The 22686-nt window shown below is 68.7% G+C and carries 20 protein-coding genes, 2 tRNA genes and 1 rRNA gene; 7 read left to right on the top strand and 16 right to left on the bottom strand.

Annotated features, from left to right (window positions below; genetic code table 11):
- Window positions 1–300, bottom strand: a 16S ribosomal RNA gene (locus tag ACIBQ1_RS12035); the annotation flags it as partial.
- Window positions 301–883: 583 nt separating this feature from the next.
- Here ACIBQ1_RS12035 and ACIBQ1_RS12030 point away from each other — a divergent pair.
- Both ACIBQ1_RS12030 and ACIBQ1_RS12025 read left to right on the top strand, forming a co-directional pair.
- On the top strand, window positions 884–1282 hold the full coding sequence (locus ACIBQ1_RS12030) for a hypothetical protein (protein ID WP_397276730.1): 399 nt from the start codon (window positions 884–886) through the stop codon (window positions 1280–1282).
- Between the two features lie 121 nt (window positions 1283–1403).
- Complete coding sequence (locus ACIBQ1_RS12025; RefSeq protein ID WP_397276728.1) at window positions 1404–1577, top strand: hypothetical protein; 174 nt, start codon at window positions 1404–1406, stop codon at window positions 1575–1577.
- On the opposite strand, the gene ACIBQ1_RS12020 is transcribed toward ACIBQ1_RS12025, so the two are convergent.
- From ACIBQ1_RS12020 to ACIBQ1_RS11980, 9 genes are all read right to left on the bottom strand, one after another.
- On the bottom strand, window positions 1544–2227 hold the full coding sequence (locus ACIBQ1_RS12020) for a response regulator (RefSeq protein WP_397276727.1): 684 nt from the start codon (window positions 2225–2227) through the stop codon (window positions 1544–1546). The two genes, ACIBQ1_RS12025 and ACIBQ1_RS12020, sit on opposite strands and share 34 nt — an antisense overlap.
- On the bottom strand, window positions 2224–4719 hold the full coding sequence (locus ACIBQ1_RS12015; protein ID WP_397276726.1) for a DUF4118 domain-containing protein: 2496 nt from the start codon (window positions 4717–4719) through the stop codon (window positions 2224–2226). Before ACIBQ1_RS12015 ends, ACIBQ1_RS12020 begins: the two co-directional genes overlap by 4 nt.
- A 9-nt stretch (window positions 4720–4728) precedes the next feature.
- Window positions 4729–5196 (bottom strand): group II truncated hemoglobin, encoded by a 468-nt coding sequence (locus ACIBQ1_RS12010; protein ID WP_397276724.1) that lies wholly within the window; start codon window positions 5194–5196, stop codon window positions 4729–4731.
- A 100-nt stretch (window positions 5197–5296) separates the two neighbouring features.
- Window positions 5297–5370 (bottom strand) — tRNA-Met (locus ACIBQ1_RS12005).
- Window positions 5371–5600: 230 nt separating this feature from the next.
- Window positions 5601–5677, bottom strand: a tRNA-Met gene (locus ACIBQ1_RS12000).
- A 58-nt stretch (window positions 5678–5735) separates the two neighbouring features.
- Window positions 5736–8696 (bottom strand): UPF0182 family protein, encoded by a 2961-nt coding sequence (locus ACIBQ1_RS11995; protein ID WP_397276723.1) that lies wholly within the window; start codon window positions 8694–8696, stop codon window positions 5736–5738.
- Between the two features lie 129 nt (window positions 8697–8825).
- Window positions 8826–9872 carry a PDZ domain-containing protein gene (locus ACIBQ1_RS11990; RefSeq protein ID WP_397276721.1) on the bottom strand — a complete coding sequence of 349 codons (1047 nt, stop codon included), beginning with the start codon at window positions 9870–9872 and terminating at the stop codon, window positions 8826–8828.
- Between the two features lie 10 nt (window positions 9873–9882).
- The gene (locus ACIBQ1_RS11985; RefSeq protein ID WP_397276719.1) at window positions 9883–10308 is read right to left on the bottom strand and encodes a molybdenum cofactor biosynthesis protein MoaE; all 426 of its coding nucleotides are present in this window, start codon (window positions 10306–10308) and stop codon (window positions 9883–9885) included.
- Window positions 10309–10394: 86 nt separating this feature from the next.
- Window positions 10395–11432, bottom strand: coding sequence for an NAD-dependent epimerase/dehydratase family protein (locus tag ACIBQ1_RS11980; RefSeq protein WP_397276718.1), 1038 nt, complete (start codon window positions 11430–11432; stop codon window positions 10395–10397).
- A gap of 166 nt (window positions 11433–11598) precedes the next feature.
- Here ACIBQ1_RS11980 and ACIBQ1_RS11975 point away from each other — a divergent pair, with 166 nt between their 5' ends.
- From ACIBQ1_RS11975 to ACIBQ1_RS11965, 3 genes are read left to right on the top strand one after another with little or no spacing between them, the layout of a single operon-like run.
- The gene (locus ACIBQ1_RS11975; RefSeq protein WP_355369877.1) at window positions 11599–12813 is read left to right on the top strand and encodes a zinc-dependent metalloprotease; all 1215 of its coding nucleotides are present in this window, start codon (window positions 11599–11601) and stop codon (window positions 12811–12813) included.
- Complete coding sequence (locus tag ACIBQ1_RS11970) at window positions 12810–13370, top strand: NUDIX hydrolase (protein ID WP_397276716.1); 561 nt, start codon at window positions 12810–12812, stop codon at window positions 13368–13370. The genes ACIBQ1_RS11975 and ACIBQ1_RS11970 overlap by 4 nt, the downstream gene beginning before the upstream one ends.
- A 35-nt stretch (window positions 13371–13405) precedes the next feature.
- Window positions 13406–14392 (top strand): endonuclease/exonuclease/phosphatase family protein, encoded by a 987-nt coding sequence (locus ACIBQ1_RS11965; protein WP_397276714.1) that lies wholly within the window; start codon window positions 13406–13408, stop codon window positions 14390–14392.
- On the opposite strand, the gene ACIBQ1_RS11960 is transcribed toward ACIBQ1_RS11965, so the two are convergent.
- From ACIBQ1_RS11960 to ACIBQ1_RS11950, 3 genes are all read right to left on the bottom strand, one after another.
- Window positions 14379–14966: a hypothetical protein gene (locus ACIBQ1_RS11960; RefSeq protein ID WP_397276712.1), complete on the bottom strand. Its 588-nt coding sequence runs from the start codon at window positions 14964–14966 to the stop codon at window positions 14379–14381. The genes ACIBQ1_RS11965 and ACIBQ1_RS11960 overlap by 14 nt on opposite strands.
- Window positions 14960–15475 (bottom strand): M48 family metallopeptidase, encoded by a 516-nt coding sequence (locus ACIBQ1_RS11955; RefSeq protein ID WP_397276711.1) that lies wholly within the window; start codon window positions 15473–15475, stop codon window positions 14960–14962. Before ACIBQ1_RS11955 ends, ACIBQ1_RS11960 begins: the two co-directional genes overlap by 7 nt.
- A gap of 697 nt (window positions 15476–16172) precedes the next feature.
- Entirely contained in the window at window positions 16173–16562 is a 390-nt protein-coding gene (locus ACIBQ1_RS11950) for a hypothetical protein (RefSeq protein ID WP_397276709.1), read from the bottom strand.
- Window positions 16563–17480: 918 nt separating this feature from the next.
- On the opposite strand from ACIBQ1_RS11950, the gene ACIBQ1_RS11945 reads away from it, so the two are divergent.
- Together ACIBQ1_RS11945 and ACIBQ1_RS11940 are read left to right on the top strand one after the other, a co-directional pair.
- Complete coding sequence (locus ACIBQ1_RS11945) at window positions 17481–18254, top strand: hypothetical protein (protein WP_397276707.1); 774 nt, start codon at window positions 17481–17483, stop codon at window positions 18252–18254.
- Window positions 18255–18316: 62 nt separating this feature from the next.
- Window positions 18317–19651 carry an ABC1 kinase family protein gene (locus ACIBQ1_RS11940; RefSeq protein ID WP_397276766.1) on the top strand — a complete coding sequence of 445 codons (1335 nt, stop codon included), beginning with the start codon at window positions 18317–18319 and terminating at the stop codon, window positions 19649–19651.
- Between the two features lie 787 nt (window positions 19652–20438).
- Here the strand turns inward: ACIBQ1_RS11940 and ACIBQ1_RS11935 are convergent.
- Genes ACIBQ1_RS11935 through ACIBQ1_RS11925 form a run of 3 tightly spaced genes read right to left on the bottom strand, consistent with a single transcriptional unit; the run spans window position 20439 to window position 22632 of the window.
- On the bottom strand, window positions 20439–21401 hold the full coding sequence (locus tag ACIBQ1_RS11935; RefSeq protein ID WP_397276705.1) for an ABC transporter permease: 963 nt from the start codon (window positions 21399–21401) through the stop codon (window positions 20439–20441).
- On the bottom strand, window positions 21398–22243 hold the full coding sequence (locus ACIBQ1_RS11930) for an ABC transporter ATP-binding protein (protein WP_397276704.1): 846 nt from the start codon (window positions 22241–22243) through the stop codon (window positions 21398–21400). Before ACIBQ1_RS11930 ends, ACIBQ1_RS11935 begins: the two co-directional genes overlap by 4 nt.
- Complete coding sequence (locus ACIBQ1_RS11925; RefSeq protein WP_397276703.1) at window positions 22240–22632, bottom strand: GntR family transcriptional regulator; 393 nt, start codon at window positions 22630–22632, stop codon at window positions 22240–22242. Before ACIBQ1_RS11925 ends, ACIBQ1_RS11930 begins: the two co-directional genes overlap by 4 nt.
- Between the last annotated feature and the right edge of the window lie 54 nt (window positions 22633–22686).

Genomic DNA, 22686 nt, shown 5'->3' with positions numbered 1-22686 from the left:
GGTCGCCCTCTCAGGCCGGCTACCCGTCGTCGCCTTGGTAGGCCACTACCCCACCAACAAGCTGATAGGCCGCGAGCCCATCCCCAACCGAAAAACTTTCCACCACCACCCGATGCCAGGGGCGGTCATATCCGGTATTAGACCCAGTTTCCCGGGCTTATCCCAGAGTCAGGGGCAGGTTGCTCACGTGTTACTCACCCGTTCGCCGCTCGAGTACCCCGAAGGGCCTTTCCGCTCGACTTGCATGTGTTAAGCACGCCGCCAGCGTTCGTCCTGAGCCAGGATCAAACTCTCCAAACAATGTTTTCGTCTGGATTGTGAATCCAAGCAATAACCGTCAATAATGACGGGGATATGCATGTGTTACTCATGCACTGGCTTTTAACACACTGTTGAGTTCTCAAGAAACGGACGCGTACTTCCTCACTCAAAACCGTTTCCGGTGTTTCGCTCGGAGGCGTTCATTTCGTTGTGTCTTAAGTCTTTCAGCCGTTCAAGTTCCTGTCAAATTGACCGGACTTGCTCGACTTGCGGAAATTAAGACCCGCCCCGTTTCCGGGACAACCCCTCTAACTTACCAGCCCATCCGAACCGATGCGAATCCACCGGAGGACGACCCTCGAAGGAAGTGGGATTTGCCGGGCATCTCCGGGAGTCTCTGTGACCCCCTCGGCCGCCCTGCGCGAAGCAACTCTAGCAGCCCACAGCGCCTACTTCGCGCCACTCAGGTAATCATGTGGTCCTCCCCTCACCACGCAACGCCCAAACCTCATCAAGGACACCCAGGTCGACGCCTCAGGCGTCAAGCCGACCGCAAGTCATCCGCAATCGCGGCCAGGTACGAAGTACCTACGAGCAGACTGCGCTCTCGGAGGTGTCCGCTATGACCCGCTCGGAGTTCGACGACATCCGCGCCTTCCTCGCCGACGAGGCGACCCATGCCGGAGACCTGCTGAGGATCGCCAGGACCCTGATCGACGACCTCGAACACGCGCGGATGCGCGAGGCCGTCCTCCGTACCCACTATCTGCGGCTGCTCACGGCGGCGCGGGCGACCGTGGCGGCCGACCTCGCGGGCGCGCCCGACCCCATGGCGTTCCTCACGCACGAGCTGTCCGAGCGCGGCCAGATGCCGGAGGACGGCGAGGCCGTGCAGCGCATCCTGTCGGACGCCCGTACGGCGGCCGCGCTGCTCGCCTGCCTGGAGGAGTCCGTCCCCCAGCGCCCTCGCGGAATGCGCCTGCGCCGGTGCGTCGGCATGAGGCGCACCCTCCCGCGTTAGCCGCTGACCCGATGTGCACGCAGGGCATACCCAGCCTTGGCTGACCGGCTGTAAGACTTCGCATATGTGGCAGCGGGGGTTGAACTGGGCGGCAATCGCACTAGTCGGGACATTTGGCCTGATGTGGGTTGGCGTCGTGGTCTACGCCGATCAGAGCTCATCCCTCTGGATGCGGGTCGTGCAGGTGGCCTTCGGGATCCTGCTCCTCGGCTGGGCCGTGCAGAAGGCGGTCGTGATGCTGCTCAGGCCGTCAGGCCACTGCTACTCGGACGAAGCCGACGGCTGGAACCGATAGCCCATCCCGGGCTCGGTCAGCAGGTGGACCGGGCGGGCGGGGTCCCGTTCGAGCTTGCGCCGGAGCTGGGCCATGTACTGGCGCAGGTAGTGCGTCTCCTTGAGGTAGGAGTCTCCCCAGACCTCCCGGAGCAGTTGGCGCTGGCTGATCAGCTTGCCCGGGTTGCGCAGCAGGATCTCCAGGAAGTGCCACTCCGTGGGAGTCAGCCGTACCCCTCCCGAGATCGACTTGCTGGTGAGGTCGATCACGTGATCGCCCAGCCGCACCGTGGCGGCTTCCTCGTCGTGCTGCCCCGTGCGGCGGGTCACCGCGCGGACGCGGGCGAGCAACTCGTCGATGCTGAACGGCTTCGTCACATAGTCGTCGGCCCCAGCGTCGAGCGCGTCTACCTTGTCGGTGCTGTCCGCGCGCCCCGACAGGACGATGATCGGCACGGCGGTCCAGCCGCGCAGGCCCTCGATGACCTCCACGCCGTCCAGATCCGGCAGCCCGAGGTCGAGGATGACCAGGTCAGGATGCCACTCGGCGGCCTGGCGCAGCGCCGAGCCGCCGTCGGCCGCGACCGCCACCTCGTACTGCCGGGCGGCCAGGTTCACGCGCAGAGCACGCAGGATCTGCGGCTCGTCGTCCACCACCAGCACGCGGATCACGTGTGCCTCCGCAGCGAGACGGTCATGGTCAGTCCCCCTCCAGGCGTGTCCTCCAGCACGAGCGTGCCGCCCATCGCCTCGGTGAGGCCGCGCGAGAGCGCCAGGCCGAGCCCCACACCTGTGTGGCTGTCGCGATCACCGAGCCGCTGGAACGGCATGAACACCCTTTCATGCGCTTCCGGAGGAATGCCGGGGCCCCTGTCGACTATGCGGATCTCCACGTTCTCGCCGTGCCAGCTCGCGTTGACGAGCACGGGTTCGCCGTCGGGGCTGTAGCGGACGGCGTTCGACATCAGGTTGACCAGTACGCGCTCCAGCAGGGCCGGGTCGGCCATGATCTCGGGGACCACGGGCGGGAGGTCGCTGCGGATCTGGTCGCGCAGCGGTCCGAGGTCGTCGATGGCGTGCGGCAGCACGTCCTCGATCGCCACGGGCTCCAGGTTCACGCCGAGCACGCCTGCCTGGAGGCGGCTCATGTCGAGGAGGTTCGCGACGAGCCGGTCCAGCTTGATCAGCGACTCGTCGGCGGTGGCCAGCAGCTCGCCTCGATCCTCGTCCGACCAGGTCACGTCGGTGCTGCGCAGGCTCTCCACCGCCGCCTTGGCCGAGGCGAGCGGCGTACGCAGGTCGTGGCTGACGGCGGCGAGCAGGGCGGTGCGCATCCTGTCGGCCTCGGCCAGCGGCTCGGCCTGCTCGGCGGCCTCGCGCAGCCGCTGCTCGCGCAGGGCGACCGCCGTCTCCGCCGCGAACGCCTCCAGCACCCGCCGGTCGCTCGCGTCGAGCAGCCGCCCCCGGGCTGCGAGCACGAGCCGTTCGTCGATCACGACGTCGGTGTCGGCCGTGCCCGGGCTCGTGCACGGCGGACCGCCCGAGGTGGCCACGATGTGCCAGTCGTCCGTACGCTCCAGCAGCGTCACCGAGCTGAGCCCGAACGTCTCCCGCGTTCTGGCCAGCAGCGACGGCAGCGCCGCGTCGCCCCTCAGCACGTGACCCGCCAGCGTGGACAGCACCTCGGCGTCCGCCCGCGAACGCGCCGCTTCCCTGCTGCGCCTGGCCGCCAGGTCGACGACCGTGCTGACCATGACCGCCACCAGCACGAACGTGGCCAGCGCCAGCACGTTCTGCGGCTCGGCGATCGTCAACGTGTGCAGCGGCGGCGTGAAGAACCAGTTGAGCAGCCCGAACCCGAGCACCGCGGCCGTCAACGCCGGCCACATGCCGCCCACCAGGGCCACCCCGACGACCAGCAGCAGGAAGAGCGGGATCTCGCTGGGCAACGACAGGCCCAGCGGCCGGAGCGCGGCCGTGAGCAGCGACGGCCCGAGCAGCGCCAGCCCCCAGCCGGACAGCCGCCGCCTGCGGGTCAGCACGGCGCTCGACCGGGCCTGCTCATGGCCTTTCTTGGTCGCCTCGTGCGTCACCATGTGCACGTCGATCGACCCGGACAGCGCCGTCGTGGTCACGCCCACGCCACGCGTGAAGATCTGCGCGAACCGCCCCCTTCTGGACGCGCCCAGCACGAGCTGGGTGGCGTTCACGCCACGGGCGAAGTCGAGCAGCGCATGCGGGATGTCGTCCCCGACCACCTGGTGGTAGGACCCGCCGAGGGCTTCGACGAGGGCGCGCTGGTGCAACAGGTTCGCCGGGTCGCCGCCGGAGCTCAGCCCGTCGGCGCTGGTGACGTGCACGGCCAGCAGGTCAGCCCCCTTGCTCCGGGCCGCGATGCGCGCGGCCCGGCGGATCAGCGTGTCCCCTTCCGGGCCTCCGGTGAGAGCGACCACCACGCGCTCGCGGGCCTCCCAGGTGCCCTCGATGCCATGATCTGAGCGGTAGCGGTCGAGTTGCTCGTCCACCTTGTCCGCCAGCCAGATCAGGGCGAGCTCCCGCAGAGCGGTCAGGTTGCCGACGCGGAAGTAGTTGGCCAGCGCGGCGTCGATCCGATCGGGCGGGTAGACGTTCCCGTGGGCCATCCGCCGGCGCAGCGCCTCGGGGGCCATGTCCACGAGCTCGAGCTGGTCGGCCCGGCGCACCACCTCATCAGGTACGGTCTCCCGCTGCGACACGCCGGTGATCTGCTCGACCACGTCGTTCAGGGATTCCAGGTGCTGGATGTTGAGGGTGGAGATGACGTCGATGCCGGCGTCGAGCACCTCGTCGATGTCCTGCCAGCGCTTGACGTTGCGGGAGCCCGGAACGTTCGTGTGGGCGAGCTCGTCGATCAACACCACGGTGGGGGCGCGGGCGATGACGGCATCGACGTCCAGCTCGGTGAACGTCGAGCCCCGGTAGGGCACCGTCCGCCTCGGCAGGACCTCCAGCCCTTCGAGCAGCTGGGCGGTCCTGGCGCGGCCGTGGGTCTCGACGAAGCCCACGACCACGTCCTTGCCACGTTCGCGGGCGCGGTGCGCCTCGCTCAGCATGTCGTACGTCTTGCCCACGCCGGGCGCCGCACCCAGGTGAACGCGCAGCCTCCCACGGGACGTTCTTCCCATTCCTCCAGGTTACGGCTGGTACGGCGGCGCGACCCCCCAGCCCCAGTGCGGCACAGGAGCCTCAAGCGGGGGCGTGGCGTCCGGCTGGGAATTGTGCCTTGCCAGTCTGGTGCCCCATTCGAGGTAGCCGGCGAACGCCGCCCTGAACTCGGGGTCGTCCGGCAGCCCCACCTCGTCGGCGGCGTCCATGAGGAGGTTCACCCATCTGCGGCGCTGGGGCTCGGTGATGGCCCTGCCGAGGTGGTGGCGGAGCATGTTCGGGTAGCCGCCGCGCTCCTCGGTGTACCGGTCGGGGCCGCCGAAGACCTCGCTGAGCCACATCGCCACGTATTTGGGGTGATCCGGGTCCATGTGCGCGAACAGCGGGCCGATCAGGTCGTCTTTGACGACTGTGCGGTAGAACGCCTCGGTCAGCCGTTCGAACGCCTCGCTGCCGCCCGCCCAGTCGTACAGCGTGGGTACTGATTCTTCAGTCATGTAATGATGTAATCATTCGCGGGCGCGGCCGAGCAAGGCTGGGAAAACGACAAAGTCCCCGGTCTCCGGATCTCTCCGGTGACCAGGGACTCTGGTTTTGTAGCGGGGACAGGATTTGAACCTGCGACCTCTGGGTTATGAGCCCAGCGAGCTACCGAACTGCTCCACCCCGCGTCGGTGTCTCTGGAAATAACCATACAGGGTCCGCGACGGTGCTCCGACCACGCCGACCCCGAAGTGACCGCCGTCAGTGGTGGGAGTCTCTTGGGGAAGGGGCTTTGAGCAGCGGGAATGCATCCGTCGGATGGGTGTGGCCGCCCCTTGAAACATCTTGCGCGGCCATTTCGGGGGCGACGGAGAATGACAAAAGCCCGGACTCCGTTGAAGGAGCCCGGGCTTCTGGGTGGTAGCGGGGGCAGGATTTGAACCTGCGACCTCTGGGTTATGAGCCCAGCGAGCTACCGAACTGCTCCACCCCGCGTCGCCTTGCTGCTCTTAAAGAGTAGTGGGCGGCGAGGGGTGGGCGCAAACTGATTGAGCTAGGACGTGCCCGCCGCTTGCGAGCCCGTCGGCGAGGGCGACCCGCTCGGCGAGACCGAAGGCGTCGCCGGCGGTGAGACCGATGGCGAGACCGACGGGGTGGCGGACGGGGTCACCGACGGGGTCGCCGAGGGCTTGGGCTGCTGCGCGTTGGCCCCCTCCAGCGCCTTCAGCGCCTCCTCCAGCCGCTTCTGTGCCTCACCGTAGGCGTCCCAGTTCGGCGGACTCGACTGCAGGGCCTTCTGCGCGTCCTCGTACGCCTTCTTGGCGTTGGCGATCGCCGTGTTGATCGCCGTGTTGGGGACGTTCTGCTGCTCTGTGGGAGTGTTCTGCTGCTGCTCCTGTTGCTGCTCGCCGAACACCTCCGAAAGCGCCTTCTGCAGATCCGGCCCGACGCCGATCTTGTTGCCGTACGACACCAGGACCCGCTGCAGTATCGGGTACGGCTCCTGGCCCCCGCCCGCGGTCACCTGGACGTACACCGGCTCGACGTAGAGCAGGCCGCCCGCGTACGGCAGCGTCAGCAGGTTGCCGTACCGAAGCGACGAGCTACCCACGCCCATGACGTTGAGCTGGCCGGCGAGACGGCTCTGGAAGGCGTTCTGCACCTGGCCGGGGCCCGGGATGGGCGTGTTGGACGGCATGCGCAGGATGCGCAGCCGGCCATAGCCGGAGCCGGCCGACGAGTCGACCGCCATGAACGCCGACAGGTTGGCGCTCCCCTGCCGTGGCACGAACGTGGTCGTCAGCGAGAACGTCGGCGTACCGCCCGGCATCGTGGTGGTCAGGTAGTAGGGCGGCTGCTTGATGTTCTTGTCGCCCTGCGTGGGGTCGCCCGGGACGTTCCAGAAGTCCTGGCCGCTGTAGAAGGCGGCGGGGTTGGTGATGTGGTAGCGCGACAGCGTGTAGCGCTGCACCTTGAACAGGTCTTCGGGGTAGCGGACGTGGTTGCGCAGGCCGGGGCTCATCTCCGAGGCCGGGCGGATGATCCCCGGGAACGCCTTGCTCCAGGTCTTCAGCAGCGGGTCGTTGGTGTCCCAGCCGTAGAGCGTGACCGTGCCGTCGTAGGCGTCGACCGTGGCCTTGACGGAGTTGCGGATGTAGTTGACCTTGTCGCTCGGCTGCTGGGCGATCACGCGGCGGTCGGTGGACGTGTCGCGCGTCATGTCGCCGAGGCTCTCGCTCTGCGAGTACGGGTAGTCGTTGGACGTCGTGTAGCCGTCGAGGATCCAGGTGATGCGCCCGTCGACGATCGCCGGGTAGGGGTTGCCGTCGAGCGTCAGGAAGGGCGCGACCTTCTGGACCCGGTCACGCGGGTTGCGCACGTACAGGATCTGGGAGTTGTCGTTGATGTCGCCCGACAGCAGGATGTTCGCCTCGCCGTACTTGGCGGCGTAGACGAGCCTGTTGAGGAACGAGCCGACGCGGACGCCGCCCTTGCCGTCGTAGATGTTGTCCGCCTGGCCCGTGCCGCCCGTCTGCGGGTAGTCGAGCTCCTTCGTCTTCGGGTTGCCGCCCGCGATGACGTATTCCTCGCCGGCCGGCTCCTCGCCGAAGTAGATGCGCGGCTGGCGCAGCCCCGTGGTGGTCGCCAGGGGGCCGGTGACCGGCATGTCCTTGGCGTCGTAGTTGGGCAGGCCGCCGCCGTCGACCTGGTTGCCCGGCGCGGCGACGAAGCCGTAGCCGTGGGTGTAGACCAGGGCCCGGTTGATCCAGTTGTTCTGGCCCTCGGGCGGGCCGGTCATCTCGCGGACGCCGACGACGTGGTCGATCAGCTTGCCGTCGCTGTCCGGGTAGCGGTCGACGTCGAGCGTGTCGCCGAAGTTGTAGAAGCCGCGGATGCGCTGCGTCTGCTCGTACGTCGAGGACACCAGCGCCGGATCGAGCAGCCGCACGCCGGAGACGGAGGCGTCGCCCTCCTTCTGGACCTTGGTCGGGTCGGACTCGGCGTTGTAGTTTTCGACCTCGGTCTTGTCGACGTTGTACGCCTCGCGCGTGGCGTCGATGTTGCGCTGGATGTAGGCCGCCTCCTTGCCCTGCTGGTTGGGCTTGACCTGGAACTGCTCGACCAGCGCCGGGTAGACGCCGCCGATCAGGATGGCCGAGAGCACGAGCAGGCCGGCCGAGACCCCGGGGAGCATGCCGCCGGGCCGGAAGATGCCGGCGAAGAACAGGACGGCGCAGATCAGCGCGATGATCGCGAGGATGGTCTTGGCCGGCAGGACGGCGTTGACGTCGGTGTAGGAGGCGCCGTGGACGAACCCCCGGTCGGAGAAGACCAGGCCGAAGCGGTCGACCCAGTAGGCGACGGCCTTGAGCAGGACGAAGACGCCGAGCAGCACCGACAGGTGGGTGCGGGCCGCCCTGGAGGCGTGCACGCCCGGCGACTGCAGCCGGAACCCGCCGTACAGGTAGTGCGTGATCGCCGCCAGCACGATCGAGATGATCACGGCGGTGAACAGGAAGTTCAGCACCATCCGGATGAACGGGTAGTCGAACATGTAGAACGAGATGTCCAGCCCGAACAGCTGGTCCTGCTTGCCGAACGACTCGCCGTTGACGAACTTCAGCCACGTCTCCCACTGGCCGGCGAAGGACGAGCCGGAGAAGAGCGCGAGCAGGCCCATGCCGACGATGAAGATCAGCTTGCGGTGGGGGTCGAGCGCCATGCGGTAGCGGTCGGCGCCGCTGCCCCCGCCGAACATCGCCGGCCCGAACATCGGCCGCATCCGGAAGGCCAGCAGCATGTTGCCGCCCGCGATGCCGACCATGAGCAGGGCCCCGACCAGGAACAGCACGATCTCGGTCAGGAGCACGCCGGTGAAGATCGACGTGTAGTGCGTCGCGTCAAACCATAGATAGTCGGTGTAAATACCGGAAAAAAGGAAAAACAGCGCCACGATCGCCACCAAGGCGATCGCCACAGGCAGAAGCAGTCTCGGTCGGCGGGGCAAGCGCATCGCCCTGCCGGCTCCTGGGGTCCGGAAGCTCAAGGCCAACCCCTCGTCGTGATGAAGAAACGGTCCGTGTCTGGCAACTTACACCGCTGTGCCAGCCCTACGGCTAACGCACGGCGAGCTCCAGAAGTTTCATCCGGCCTCGCACGCGGGCACGTTGCCCTTGCCCGTGCGCAGCGCGTCGAGCGCCAGCACCGCGTCGTGCAGCGTGTCGGCCCTTACCAGCCGGAGCCCGTCGGGCACGGCTTTCATGGCCTCCGCGCAGTTGTCCACCGGGGTCAGGAAGACCGTGGCCCCGGAGTCTTTCGCGCCCACCATCTTCTGGGCGATGCCGCCGATCGCGCCGACCTCGCCCGAGGGCTGGATCGTGCCGGTGCCGGCGATCTGCTTGCCGCCGGTGATCTCACCGGGCGTGAGCTTGTCGACTATGCCGAGCGAGAACATCAGCCCCGCGCTCGGCCCGCCGACGTCGCCGACGTTGATGTCGACGTCGAACGGGAACTTGTACTTGGCCTGCATGACCACGCCCACGAGGGTCTGCCCCTTGGGACCGGCCACCGTCGGCACGGTGACGTCGAGCTTCTGACTCCCCCTGGTGACGGAGAAGGCCACGTTCTCGCCCGGCTTGTGCGCCTTGACCGCGTCACCCACGACGTCGACGTCCTTCGCGGGCTTGCCGTCCACGGTGTTGATCTCGTCGCCCTTCAGCAGCTTGCCGTCGGCGGGCCGGCCCTTTTCCGTGGAGACCACGGTCACGACCATGTTGAAGGGGATCTTGAGCTCGCTGAGCGCGGCGGCGGTGGCGGAGTCCTGTGAGTTGGTCATCTCGACCGTGTTCTCCTCCTCGACCTCCTTGGGGTCGCGGTCGGGAGCGAAGATGGTCTCCTGCGGGACCACCGCCACGGTCGGGTCGATCCAGCCCCGCAACGCCGTGAGCAGGTCGATCTGGGCGGCCGGGCCGCCCTGGTAGGCCACCGTGACCAGGCTGAGCGCGCCGCTGGTCGGGTAGGTCTCCCGCCCCTTGATCGAGATCACGGGCTTCTTGTCGACCTCGCCGATCGTGTTCTCGGTCGGGCCGGGGCTCAGCACGACGTACGGGACCGGCCTGAACGCGCCCACCACGCCGAGCGCGAGCACGAGGAATCCCGCGAGCAGCAGAGTCAGGGCGCGTCGTGACATGTCGATGAGCTTATTCGCCGACGCCCACCCATTCGCTCTCGCCGTCGGCGAACGCCTGATGTTTCCAGATGGGGACATTCGCCTTCAGGTCGTCGATCAGCCGTCTTGACGCCTTGAACGCCTCGTCCCTGTGGGGCGCGGCCACCGCGACGATGACGGCCGCCTCGCCCAGCTCCAGGTCGCCCACGCGGTGGACGGCGGCCAGCGCGGTCACGGGGAAGTCGGCGGCCACCTTCTCGGCGACCTGCCGCAGCTCGGCCTCGGCCGAAGGGTGGGCCGAATAGGAGAGCCTGGTCACCGGCTTTCCGTGGTCCTGCTCGCGCACGGTGCCCACGAAGACGGCGGTGCCGCCGGCGGCGTGGTCGCTCACGGCGGCCATGACCTCGTCGACGGAGAGCGGGGTATCACGAATCCCGAGCAACCGGATGACGTCCACGCAAAGAGCCTACCAACAAGAAATCTGCCCGCTGGACTGCCGAAACGCCGTCGTTCCAGGTCAGCGGCAGGTTGGCAGCGGATTTCTCAGCCGCGCCGCTTCTTGCGCACCTGGCGGACGATCGCGGCGGTGCCGATGACGGCCACGGTGGCGCCCGCGGCGGTGAGCGTGGCCTCCTTGACCGGCAGGCGCCGGCCGACCACGGTCGTCCTGTTCTCGCGCAGCCCCAGGAGCTCCTCGAACGCGGCCTCGTTCGTCCACGAGGGCTTCCAGCCGGCCTCGCGCAGCGCCGTGCAGTCGACGACCCACGGGTAGACGACGTAGTGCAGATCGGTCGCCGGGGCCGGCGTGATGCCGAGCCGGTGCAGTCGCTGGGCCGTGCTGAACGTCAGCCCCGCGGGGAGCTCGAACCTGCGGATGCCCGACAGCTCCTCGACCTGCTCCTGCTCCAGCCACCCGTCCGAGCCGACCGCGACCACGCCCGTGACGACGCCGCGGGCGGCCAGGTCCAGCGCCGAGACCAGGTCGTCGACGTGGCAGAACTGCCAGCGCGAGTGGCAGCCCTTGACCGTCAGGAGCCTGGGCGACTCGAAGTGACGGGTGATGACGGTGTCAACTCCCGCGCCGACGACCGCGGCCGGGCGCAGCACGGTGACCTCCAGGCCGGGGTGGCTGCGCAGCGACCTGCGTACCAGGGACTCGATCTCCAGGTAGTCGCCCACGACGCCGGTGTCGGGCTCGGCCGCCACCGGGGCGTCCTCGGGCAGGGGCACCTCGTTGTCGGGCGCGGCTCCGTACACCATCGCGCTCGTGACCAGCACGACCCGCCGCACGCGCGCCGCCGCGCAGGCCGTCAGCACGGTCTGGGCGGCCCGCAGGTTGTACGCGCGCCGCTCGGACGGGTCGGAGTCGACGGCGTAGTCACCGGCCAGATGGACCAGGACGTCGATGTCGGAGATCCGGTTCGCCAAGAGCGGATCCCGTACGTCGATCACTCTCCACGTGGCTTCCCGAACATCGCCGCGCTCCTCGTCGATGGCCACCACCCTGCGGAAATCCGCGGAGGATACGAGCCTCGCGAGCAGCTCGCGGCCGATGCCGGAGGCCGCTCCCGTGACGGCCACTACGGGTTGGCTCGGGCGTTTCGAGGTAGGCACCAGGTCCTCACTTTGCACTGATCCGCCGTAGGACGACTAACGTGGCGGATGTGGACTCCTCCATCCTGCACGAGGTAGAGCGGTGACTGACCTGCCAGGTCGCGAAAACGACCCTAACGAGAACCCGTTCGCCATGTTCGGCAACCCTGAGCAGATGGCTCAGGCGATGCGCCAGTTCGCCGACATGCTGTCGGCGCCCCAGGGCTCAGGCCCTGTCAACTGGGACATGGCCAAGAACATCGCCCGTCACGCCGTGGTCGCCCAGGGCGATCCGAGCGTCATGGAAGGCGAGCGTCGCCAGATCGTCGACGCGCTGAGCCTGGCCGACCTGTGGCTGAACGAGGCGACGACGCTGCCGAGCGGTGTGTCCGGCCCGCAGGCCTGGAGCCGGTCCGAGTGGATCGAGAACACCGTCCCGGTCTGGCGCAAGCTCTGCGAGCCGATCGCGGAGCGCATGGTCGAGACCATGGGCGGCGCGCTCGGCGGCTCAGGGCTGCCTCCCGAGGCCCAGCAGATGGCCGGTCCGCTGCTCGGCATGCTCAAGCAGATGGGCGGCATGATGGTCGGCCAGCAGATCGGGCAGGCGCTCGGCTCGCTGGCCCGCGAGGTGGTCGGCACCACCGACATCGGCCTGCCGCTGTCCGACAAGGCCGCGCTGCTGCCCGGGGGCATCGCCTCGTTCAGCGAGGGCCTGGAGATCCCGGCCGACGAGATCCGGCTCTATCTGGCGCTGCGCGAGGCCGCGCACCACCGGCTGTTCCAGCACGTCCCGTGGCTGCGTTCCCACCTGCTGGGCGCGGTCGAGGAATACGCCAAGGGCATAACGGTCGACACCTCGGCGCTCGAAGAGCAGATCCGCGGCCTCGACATCAACAACCCCGAGGCGATCCAGGAGGCGCTGAGCGGGGGCAACCTGCTCAAGCCCGAGGAGACCGAGCGGCAGAAGGCCGCGCTGGCGCGGCTGGAGACGATGCTCGCCCTGGTCGAGGGCTGGGTGGCCACCGTGGTCGACCGGGCCGCCGAGGGCAAGCTGCCCTCCGCCGTGGCGCTGGCGGAGACCGTACGCCGGCGGCGCGCGACCGGTGGGCCGGCGGAGCTGACGTTCGGGACGCTGGTGGGGCTGGAGTTGCGGCCGCGGCGGCTGCGCGAGGCGGCGGCGCTGTGGCGCGCGCTGGAGAGCGAGCGCGGGCTCGACGGGCGCGACGCGCTGTGGGGCCACCCCGACCTCATGCCGACAGCCGACGATCTCGACGATCCCGACGCGTTCGTACGCGGTGAGGCCGCCTGGGACATCTCCCAGCTGGAGGCGAAGCCGGACGACGAGGGCGACAAGGGCGACGAGAGTTGAGCCTGCACGGGGACGCGGTGACGGTGCTGTCCACGTGGAGCGCGCCGACGCCGGAGGAAGAGGCGTTGCGCCTGGAGTTCCTGGAGCATCTGCGCGCGCATGACGACGCGATGCTGCGGGAATGCGTACCGGGGCATCTGACGGCGACGACGGCGGTGCTGTCGCACGACGGCACGCAGGTGCTGCTCACGCTGCATCCGAAGGCCAAGAAGTGGCTGCCCATGGGGGGCCACTGCGAGATTTCCGACATGTCGCTCACGGAGGTTGCTCTGCGGGAAGCATGGGAGGAGTCGGGAATTTCCGGGCTTGAGCTGCTGCCTGGGCCCCTCGCGGTCGACAGGCACGAGGTGTGGTGCCATTCCCCGCGCAGCTGGCATCTCGACGTCGAGTACGCGGCCGTGGCCCCTCCCGGCGCCGAGGCCGTGATCAGCGAGGAGTCGCTGGATCTGCGGTGGTTCCCCGTTGACGGGATTCCTGAGCTTTCCGACGAGGCGACGCGGCGGTTGGCCGCACGCGGACAGGCCGCCCTTAGCTCAGGCTCACGCGCATTTGGCTAGAGTCTCTTTGCGTCGTTCCAAAAATGGGGGGTTGCGTGGAGACTTCTGCCGTGGGCGGCACGATCGTGACTCCCAAGCGCAAGCGCCGGAAATTCCCCGGGACGACGCTGACCTGGCTGGCCGTGACCCCGTTCGCGGCGTGGGCCGTGGTGCGGGTGGCCGGTCTGGAGCGGGGGTCGCTACCCACGCAGATCATGACCGCCACCCCGTACGCCGCGGCCGGCTCGCTGATCCCGCTCCTGATCGCCGCCGCCGGGCGTAAGCGGGCGGCGACCGCCGTCGCGCTGCTGGCCACGACCGCGCTCGGCTTCAGCGTGCTGCCCAGGGCTCTGGGCAGGGCGGAGGCCACCACGGGCAGGCCGCTGAAGGTCATGACGATCAACATGCTGTTCGGCCGGGCCGACACGGCGACGATCATGAAGCTGGTACGCGAGTTCCAGCCCGACGTGCTGAGCACGCAGGAGCTCACCCCCGGGGCGGTCGCCGACCTCGACGAGGCCGGGCTCAAGGAGCTGATGCCCCACCGCGTGCTGCAGGACGAGTGGAGCGCCGGCGGGAGCGGGCTCTACTCCAAGCATCCGGTGGAGCCGCTGTGGGACCTGATGCCGCCGGTCGGGCACCACATGCCCGCCGCGCTGATCTCGCTGCCCGGCGGGAGGCCGATCGAGTTCATCGACGCGCATCCGTTCCCGCCGCTCGGGCCCCAGGTCGTCGACTGGAACGAGGCCATGGCGAACTTCCCCTCCACCTCCCCTGACCGGATCCGGATCATCGCGGGTGACTTCAACGCCTCGCTCGACCACGCCGCCCTGCGCGGGCTGCTGGCCCGGGGCTACAAGGACGCGGCCGACACCGTGGGGGCCGGGCTGATACCCACCTGGCCGGCGAACAAGCGGGTGCCGCCGATCATCACGATCGACCATGTGCTGGTGGACCAGCGGGTGGGGGTGCAGGAGGTCAGCGTGCGCGACGTGCCGAGGACCGATCACCGGGCCGTGCTGGCCGAGCTCACCGTGCCCTGATCAGCGCCCTGGTGCTTTCCCAGCCTTCCAGGCCGGGGTCGAGGCGTTCGACGTCTTCGGGGGTGCGCAGGCGGTGCCAGCCCGGGGTGGTGGCGACCTTGCGGGAGCCGGGGGCCTGGGCGCGCAGAGTGGTCACGATCCGCGCGTCGTCGAGGTCGGGGTCCGCCCAGGTGGGCGGGGGGAGCGCGCAGGCCATGGCCACGGCGCCGCCGTTCTCCGCCGGGCAGACGGTGATCTCGGCCCTGCCGAGCTCCCTGAACAGCTTGCCGACGAGGAGAGGCGGCAGGTCGGGCGCATCCGCGCTGATCACCGCCGCTTGGTCGGCCTTGAGGCGCTCAAGGATGATTTTTAGCGGTTCGTCGTCTTTTATCGTGATTACTTCGGTGCCCGGCCAGACGATCTCCTCCAGCTCGGGGACGCTGGTGATCAGGACCGGCGTGACGAGCTCCAGCCCCGCGACCATCTCGTAGGTGTCCTCCGCCACCGCCTCGAGGAACCGTGCGGGGTCCACGCCCGGGGGCGCCGCCTGTGCCATACGCTGTCGTACCAGGACCGCGGCGATGCGCGTCAACATTCCTCCGGCGCCGTGTGGGCCGCGGCGGAGAATCCCTCCAGAAACCCGCGCGCGCGTTCTGCCTTGGGATACTGTTCTACCAGCGCCCAGAACTTGGCTCCGTGACTGGGCACCAGCAAGTGCACCAGCTCGTGGATGATCACGTAGTTGATGACCCATTCGGGCAGGCCCTTGAGCCTGGTCGAGATCCTGATCGTGCCGTTCTCCGGGGTGCATGAGCCCCATCGGTGCTGCTGGTTGTCGACCCAGCGCACGCTCTCCGGCTCCGCCTTGCCGTCGAGGAATTTCGCCGACAGTTCTTTGGCTCGTTCGAGCAGCGCCTCGTCGGTGGGCCTTCGCCGGCGTTCCTTCGCGGCCAGCCGATCCAGCATCCGGCTCACCCATTCATCTGCGTCTTCGCCACTCAGCCAGGCGGGCAGGAGCACGATCGTCTTGTCGCCGTCGCGGTAGGCGGAGACCGTACGCCGGCGACGAGAACTGCGACGAACCTCGACTGTCTCGGGGGGCACATATGCACGGTAGCCGACCCCGGCGAAATTCCACAGAGGGTGGACGTTGTTTCTGCTGGTCAGATGATTAAGAGCCGGTGAATTTGGGCATGCGCCCTTTCCCGATGGGCGTGGAGCGCCTGATCATGCCGGTGGCGGCCGTGGTCACGGCCCCGACGGAGGATTCCCACCTCAGCGCGGCTTCCCGGTGTTGGCAGTCTTGGTTTCGGGGTAGTTTGTGGGGTCTTGTGGCGGTAGGAGCGTTCTAAATGATCTTCATTGCGGTCGCCCGAGCTCCCGACATTCGGTCATTTTCCGGGAAAGATTGATTTACCAGATTTTTATCTCCAGCTTCCCTCCGCCCCCTCCCCGAACGCCCGCGCATCCCTGCGCCACCGACCCCCGAAGCCACCTTTTCGTACCTCGGAGGCCACCCCCCTGGCCCCTCGCACCTCACCGTCCACCCCCCGCCCCCAACTCACCCAACCCCAACCGCTCAGCCCAGTCACCCCTCACCTGAGCCCTCCCACCTGGGCGACCCATTACCTGAGCCCCTCCCACCAGGACACCCAGTCGCCTGAGCGCCTCCCACCAAGGCGCCCAGTCACCTGAGTGACCCGTCATCCGAGTTCCCCCACCGGAGTTCCCCCACCCGGCCTCTCCCGCCTGAGCGCGCCCAACAAGCTCGGCTCTCCCCTCATCCCCCAGGTCGGCCGGATCAGCCTTGCCCCCAAAGGCCGGATATGCCGCCCATCAGCACTCTGACCTGCTTGTCCTTCCCTTCCTCTCCACAAGTCCTCTCGGGTCGGGTAGTTATCCACAGCCACCGCCGAACCCGCTCCGGATCTTGCTCGGGCATGGAACCCTTCCCGCCATGAGGCCACGTGTGAAGCCCGCCCTCCGGCGCATCATCCGCGACGAGCACACTCTCCAGTACGGCGCCCACCCCCTCCGGGCCGTCATGCTGAGCGGCCTGACCGAAGCCGTCCGGCAATGGATAGAGGGCCTCGACGGCACCCGTGATCTGGAGCGCGTCCTGAAAGAAGCGAGCGCCGCGGGCCTGGACGAGATCCGCGCCCGATCCCTGCTCGACCAACTCGCCGCCCAAGGCGCCCTCCACGACGCCGCCACCAGCCCCGCGCCGATCGCCGACCTCACCCTGGCCGAGCGGGACCGGCTGCGCCCGGACCTCGACGCCCTCGACCTCGCCTCGACCGCCCCGGACGGCGCGATCGGCCTCTTCGCCCGCCGCCGCGAACGGCGGGTGCGCGTCTATGGGGCCGGCCGAGTCGGCGCCCAGGTGGTCGCCCTGCTCGCCGCCTCAGGGGTCGGCAACATCCGGGTCCTCGACCCAGGCACGGCACGCCCGTGCGACATCACGCCTGGCGGACTGACGTGGACGGAGGTGGGCCTCCCTCGCGAGATCGGCGCCGCCCGGATCGCCGGCCGACTCACCTCCGGCGGCCCCACCACCGGCTCCCCCGACCCCCTCCACCCTGAAGCACCTCAGCCCATCCCCACCACCAGCACCGGCTCCACCCGCGCACGGACCGCGCGCCCGACGAGTTCGGCACGTACCCCGCACTCCACCAGCTCCGCGCGAGCCGAGCACCCCACCGTCCCCCTGCAACGAGCCCGGCCCGCCGCCCCATTGGCCAACGAGCCAGGCGAGCCACCCCGCACGGACAGAGCACCCCGCCGTGCCACGGCGACCGACAGGGCTATGGCATCCCGCGAGGAAGGGACACCCCACACAGACGGATCCCCCGGCACGGACGAAGCACCCCACTGGGGCACGGCAACCGACAGGGACGCGGCGATCCCCGAGACCGCGCGACGCCGCCAGGAGGCAGCACCCCGACAGGAAACGGCAACCCACACGAACGACGCACCTCACGCAGACAGAGCACCCAGCGCGGACGATCCATCCCGCCACGCCGCAGGCCCCCGCCCGGACGACACAGCAACCCGACCGAATACGGCAACGCGACGAGACTCGACAACCGATCAGAGCGCGGGAGCCCGCGTGGCCGGGAAGGGCGGATCCGGCGGAGAGGCGGAAAGCCGTTGGGGCAGGCTGGAGCACGAGGTCGGGGAGCACATGAGGGACCGGGAGGACGTGAGAACCCGGGAGGACATGAGGACCAGGGAGGACATGAGGACCGGGGAGAACACGGACACGGGGAAGAACACGGGCGCTGGAAGGAACACGAGGATCGGGAAGGACGTGAGAGCGAGGGAGAGCATGAGGGCCGGGGAGAGTGCGAGGGCCGGGAAGGACTTGAGGCCGTCCGTCAATGCGTTGGCGGGAGGGCCGTATCTCGGGGACAAGTCGGATCGGCCCGACCTCGTCATCCTCACGCCCGTCGACCCCCTCGACGGGGTGCTGGTCAACGAGTTGACCTCACTCGGCATCCCACATCTCCTTGGGTCAGCCTTCGAAGGGCATGGGACCGTGGGCCCGCTGGTCATCCCGGGAAAGACGGCGTGCCTGCATTGCCTGGACCTGACGCGGCGCGATCGCGACCCGATGTGGCCGATCGTGACCGCCCGGTTGGGCGGGTATCCACCGGGCGAGATAGCCTGCGACGCCACCCTGGCGGCGCTGGTCGCGGCGGCGGTGGTCGGTCATGCGCTTGCTCATCTTGATGGCGGAGAGTCGGCTGTGACCAACGGCACAATGGACGTAACACCTGATTGGCGCTGGAAAAGACGGTCGTGGACCCTGCACCCGCAATGTCGTTGTATGCGAAACAATCCATATTCGCTAAGAATGGTCATGTCTCCTAACCGCGACTGACGTGCTCAGAGGACGACCATGAAGGGGGGAAGCGGTATCTCGTCGAGGTTCCGCGCATGAGGGTGAGCGATCTTCCGCGCCGTGCTGTCACGCGTTCCGCCAAGCTGGCCGCCCTTCCGCTCGGTTTCGCCGGCCGCGCAGCCCTCGGGCTGGGCAAACGGCTCGGCGGCAAGTCCGCGGAGATCGTGGCGCAGGAGGTTCAGCAGCGTACGGCCGAGCAGATCTTCAAGGTGCTCGGCGAGCTCAAGGGCGGCGCGATGAAGCTCGGGCAGGCGCTGTCCATCTTCGAGGCGGCGCTGCCGCAGGAGATCGTCGGCCCCTATCGCGCCACACTGACCAAACTTCAGGACGCCGCTCCCCCGCTGCCCGTGTCCACCGTTCACAAGGTGCTCACCGAGCAGTTGGGTGACGACTGGCGGGAAAACTTTCTGTCGTTCGACGATCAGCCGACGGCCGCGGCGTCGATCGGCCAGGTGCACAAGGCTGTGTGGCACGACGGCAGGGAAGTGGCCGTCAAGATCCAGTACCCCGGGGCAGGCAAGGCTCTGCTCGGTGACTTCGCGCAGCTGGCGCGGCTGGGCAGGCTGTTCGGCGTGCTGCTGCCCGGCCTCGACGTCAAGGCCGTCCTGGCGGAGCTGCGCGAACGGGTCGCGGAGGAGCTCGACTACCTCCGGGAGGCCGAAGCCCAACACGCCTTCGCGCTGGAGTTCGACGACGATCCCGACTTCCACGTCCCCGATGTGGTCGCGGCCAACGAGCTGGTGCTGGTCACCGAGTGGATGGACGGCATCCCGCTGTCCCGCGTCATCACCGAGGGCACCAAGGAGCAGCGCGATCGGGCGGGCTTACTCTTCGTCCGGTTCCTCTTCTGCTCCCCGGCGCGGGTCGGGATGCTGCACGCCGACCCGCACCCGGGCAACTTCCGCATGCTGGCCAACGGCAAGCTCGGCGCCCTCGACTTCGGCGCGGTCAATCGTCTGCCCGGGGGTTATCCCAAAGCGTTCGGCCGGCTGACGCGCATCTTCAACGAGGGCGACATGGAGACCGTCACGGCGGGCCTGCGCCGGGAGGGCTTCATCCGCACCGACATCGAAATCGATCCGGACGCGCTGCGGGCCTTTCTCGCGCCGTACGTGGAGCCGACTGCGGTGGAGGAGTTCACGTTCAGCCGGGAGTGGCTGCAGGCCCAGGCCGCGAGTGTGACGGATCTTCGACCCACCAACGTGATCCGCCAGCTCAACCTGCCTGCCTCGTACGTGCTCATTCACCGCGTCCACGCGGCGGGTATCGGCGTCCTCTGCCAGCTGGGCACCACGGCGCGCTTCCGCGACGAGGTGATCCGCTGGGTCCCCGGCTTCGCCGACGACCCCGACGACGAGGCCCTGGCCATCGGCTGATCGTCCCGATTTGAGGGGCTGATCTGACGGCTCATTGGTGGGCCGCAGGGATTTTACTGAACGTGAGGTTAACTTCTGACTCCTCTGTGTAATGATACAAGTGCAAGCCGTTACCCATTCGAAAGGATCCACATGCGCCGATCCGCGCGCCTGCTCACGGCCCCCGCAGACCCACTCGCTCCCCCACCCCCCATGGCGCGGGTATCGCGAACGCGGACAGCCGGCATGAGCACGCGCACGGTTCGGCGCCGTGGTGCCTGAGGTGGGTACGACGCCCTGATGTCCGCGACCGATCCAGCTCCACCCACGGCCCATCCAGGTCCGTGGCCCCCTCCACCGATCGGTCCACCAGGCCCGTGCATGAGCCCGTGCCATGCTCGGAGATCCCACCGGCGCTGATGGTCAGCACACCCCCTCCAGGGTGCTGAGCCGGCGCCGGTGGGTGAGCACCAGAGCACGTCTTCGGCCAGCACCAAGCTGGTGGTGGCAGTCCGCGTCAGGACACGCCTTCGAGCGGCCAAACTAACGCCGGCAGACAAGCATCAGGGCACGCCTACATGCCTACATGCCTGCGGGTAACTGACGCCGGTGGGCGAGCATCAAACCGTCCGCCCCTCGGTGCCGAGCCCGGGATCAGCGAACGGACCGCAGCGGGAAAACGAAGCCCTTCGCGCCGACGACGGTCGGCCAGCTCGCACCCGGCCGATGATCGCCATCTTGCCAGATAACGCAGATTATCTAAGAACCGCCGACCCGCGCTGGACCGCCTCCTGCCAGAACTGGCCTGTTATCCGGGGCGGCGGAGGGTGCGGCGCACGGCCAGGCCGCCGAGGGCCGCCGATGCGAGCGCCAGGATTCCCGCCTCGGTCCATTGGAAGCGCCAGAACCTGGACGGGGGCTGGTAGTACACCGCGTACCGGTAGCCCTTGCCGAACAGGCAGGCCTGCCACACCTCGATGTTCTTGCTGCTCTGCCCCATGTCCACCCGGCGCGGGCAGCCGCTGTCGGCCGGCTCGGCGACCTCCCTCCCGGACGGCTCCACCCAGGCGGCGCTCACCAACCGGGCGTCGGGATCATCCAGCAGCACGGTGCCGGACAGCACGGCACGCGCCGGCTCGGCGTAGTAGTCGCTCAGCTGGAACAGCGTGAACATCGTCACCGCCACCCCGGCCATGACCAGCACCATCGCGGGCAGCGTACGCCGGAACAGGGTGCCGGCCAGCGTGCCCAGCGCGAACGCGTACAGCCACCACGCCGCCGGCTCCACCCCGACCATGTTGAACACGCCTATATTGCCGAACGTGGAGTCGACCCCCGTCCTGAACACGGGACGCCACAGGCTCACCATGAGCGACAACAGCAGCCCGCCCGCCACGACCGCGCCGGCCAGGACCGACAGCTTGACCGCCAGCCACCGCCACACGGGCACGGACTGGGTCCAGGCCAGGCGATGGGTGCCGCGCTCGTACTCGCGACCGAGCAGCGGCGCGCCCCAGAACGCCCCGATCAGCGCCGGCGCCACCAGCGGCATCCACCCGAACACCGAGTAGACAGCGTCGTAGCGCTGCCCGAGCGCCACCGCCACCTCTCCGCACGCCACGGCGGGCCCCGGGCAGCCGGGCGGGGCGTGCTCGGCCACGTACCGGCTCGCCTCCACCGCCGAACCCAGCAGCAGGACCCCCAGCAGCGCCAGGAAGGCCGCCGTCACGAGGATCTGCGGCCGGTGCTGGCGCCACGTCACCCAGATCACGCGCCCACCCCCGACAGGTGCGGCAGTGCCGCCGACTCGGGGCTGCGCAGGTAGCCCATGACGAGCTCCTCCAGCCCAGGGCGCCGCGCCTGCCAGCGCGGATCGAGCGGGGGCGCGCCCCGGACCAGCATGCTGAGCTGCCTGCCGGTACGACTCGCGCTCACCACCTGTGTCCCCGCCGCCGATGCCCCGTCCGGACCGGTGAGCACGAGATGCTCGTCGAGCAGCTCCTCGATGTCTCCGCTGACCTGCAGCCGACCCCCGTTCAGCACGACCAGCCAGTCGCACGTCTCCTCCAGATCCGAGACGACATGCGAGGACAGCAGCACGGTCAGCTCCCGCCCGGCCACCTCCGCCATGATCGAGCGCATCACGTCGTGGCGGGCGATAGGGTCGAGGTTGGCCAGCGGTTCGTCCAGCACGAGCAGATCGGGCCGACAGGCCAGCGCCAGCGTGACCGCCACCTGCGCCTGCTGCCCGCCCGACAGCCCGCTCACCTTCCGCTTCAGCGGGATGCCCAGCCCGGCGAGCCGCTCGGCAGCCGCGGCGTCGTCCCAGCGGGTGTTCATGCGGCGGCCGAAGGTGAGCATCTCGGCGACGGCGAAGCTCTCGTACAGCGGCTTGTCCTGTGCCACGAATGCTGCCTCGCCGGCCACGCGGACGCTTCCCCGCGCGGGCCGCAGCAGGCCGACGGCCGCGTGCATGAGTGTGGTCTTGCCCGCGCCGTTGGGCCCGACGAGCGCCGCCACGCGTCCCGTGGGCACCGACAGCGAGCAGTCGCGCAACGCCCACGTACGCCGATAGCGGACCCCGAGCCCGGTCGCCTCCAGCGCGGGAGTCATGCCACGCCCTCCTTCGCAGCGTCGGCCAGGACCACGGTGAACAGCGTCCGCAGGTCCTCCTGATCGAGCCCGGCCGCGCGGGCCTCGCGCACCCACGCCTCCAGGCCGCGCCGCAGCCGCGTGTGCTCGGCGAGCGTCGCGCCCGCGATGCCCTGCCGGACGAACGTCCCCATTCCCGGCCGTCCCTCGACCAGCCCTTCGCGCTCCAGCTCCCGGTAGGCCTTGAGCACGGTGTTGGGATTGATGGCCAAGCTCTCGACCACCTCGCGGGCAGTCGGCAACTGATCGCCGGGCCGCAGCGTGCCGAGCCGGAGCGCCTGTTTGACCTGGTGAACGAGCTGCAGGTACGTCGAGACGCCCGAGCCGCGGTCCAGGTTGAACTCGATCAACCGAAGCCACCCTTTCACTATTCGAATAGGGAAAGAGTGTTGGATTCGGCTGCC

Origin of the sequence: Nonomuraea sp. NPDC050153, from assembly GCF_044460125.1 — a bacterium.
GTDB lineage: Bacteria > Actinomycetota > Actinomycetes > Streptosporangiales > Streptosporangiaceae > Nonomuraea.
Note: the sequence above shows the minus strand (reverse complement) of the source record. Positions and strands in the feature narration are given on the sequence as shown.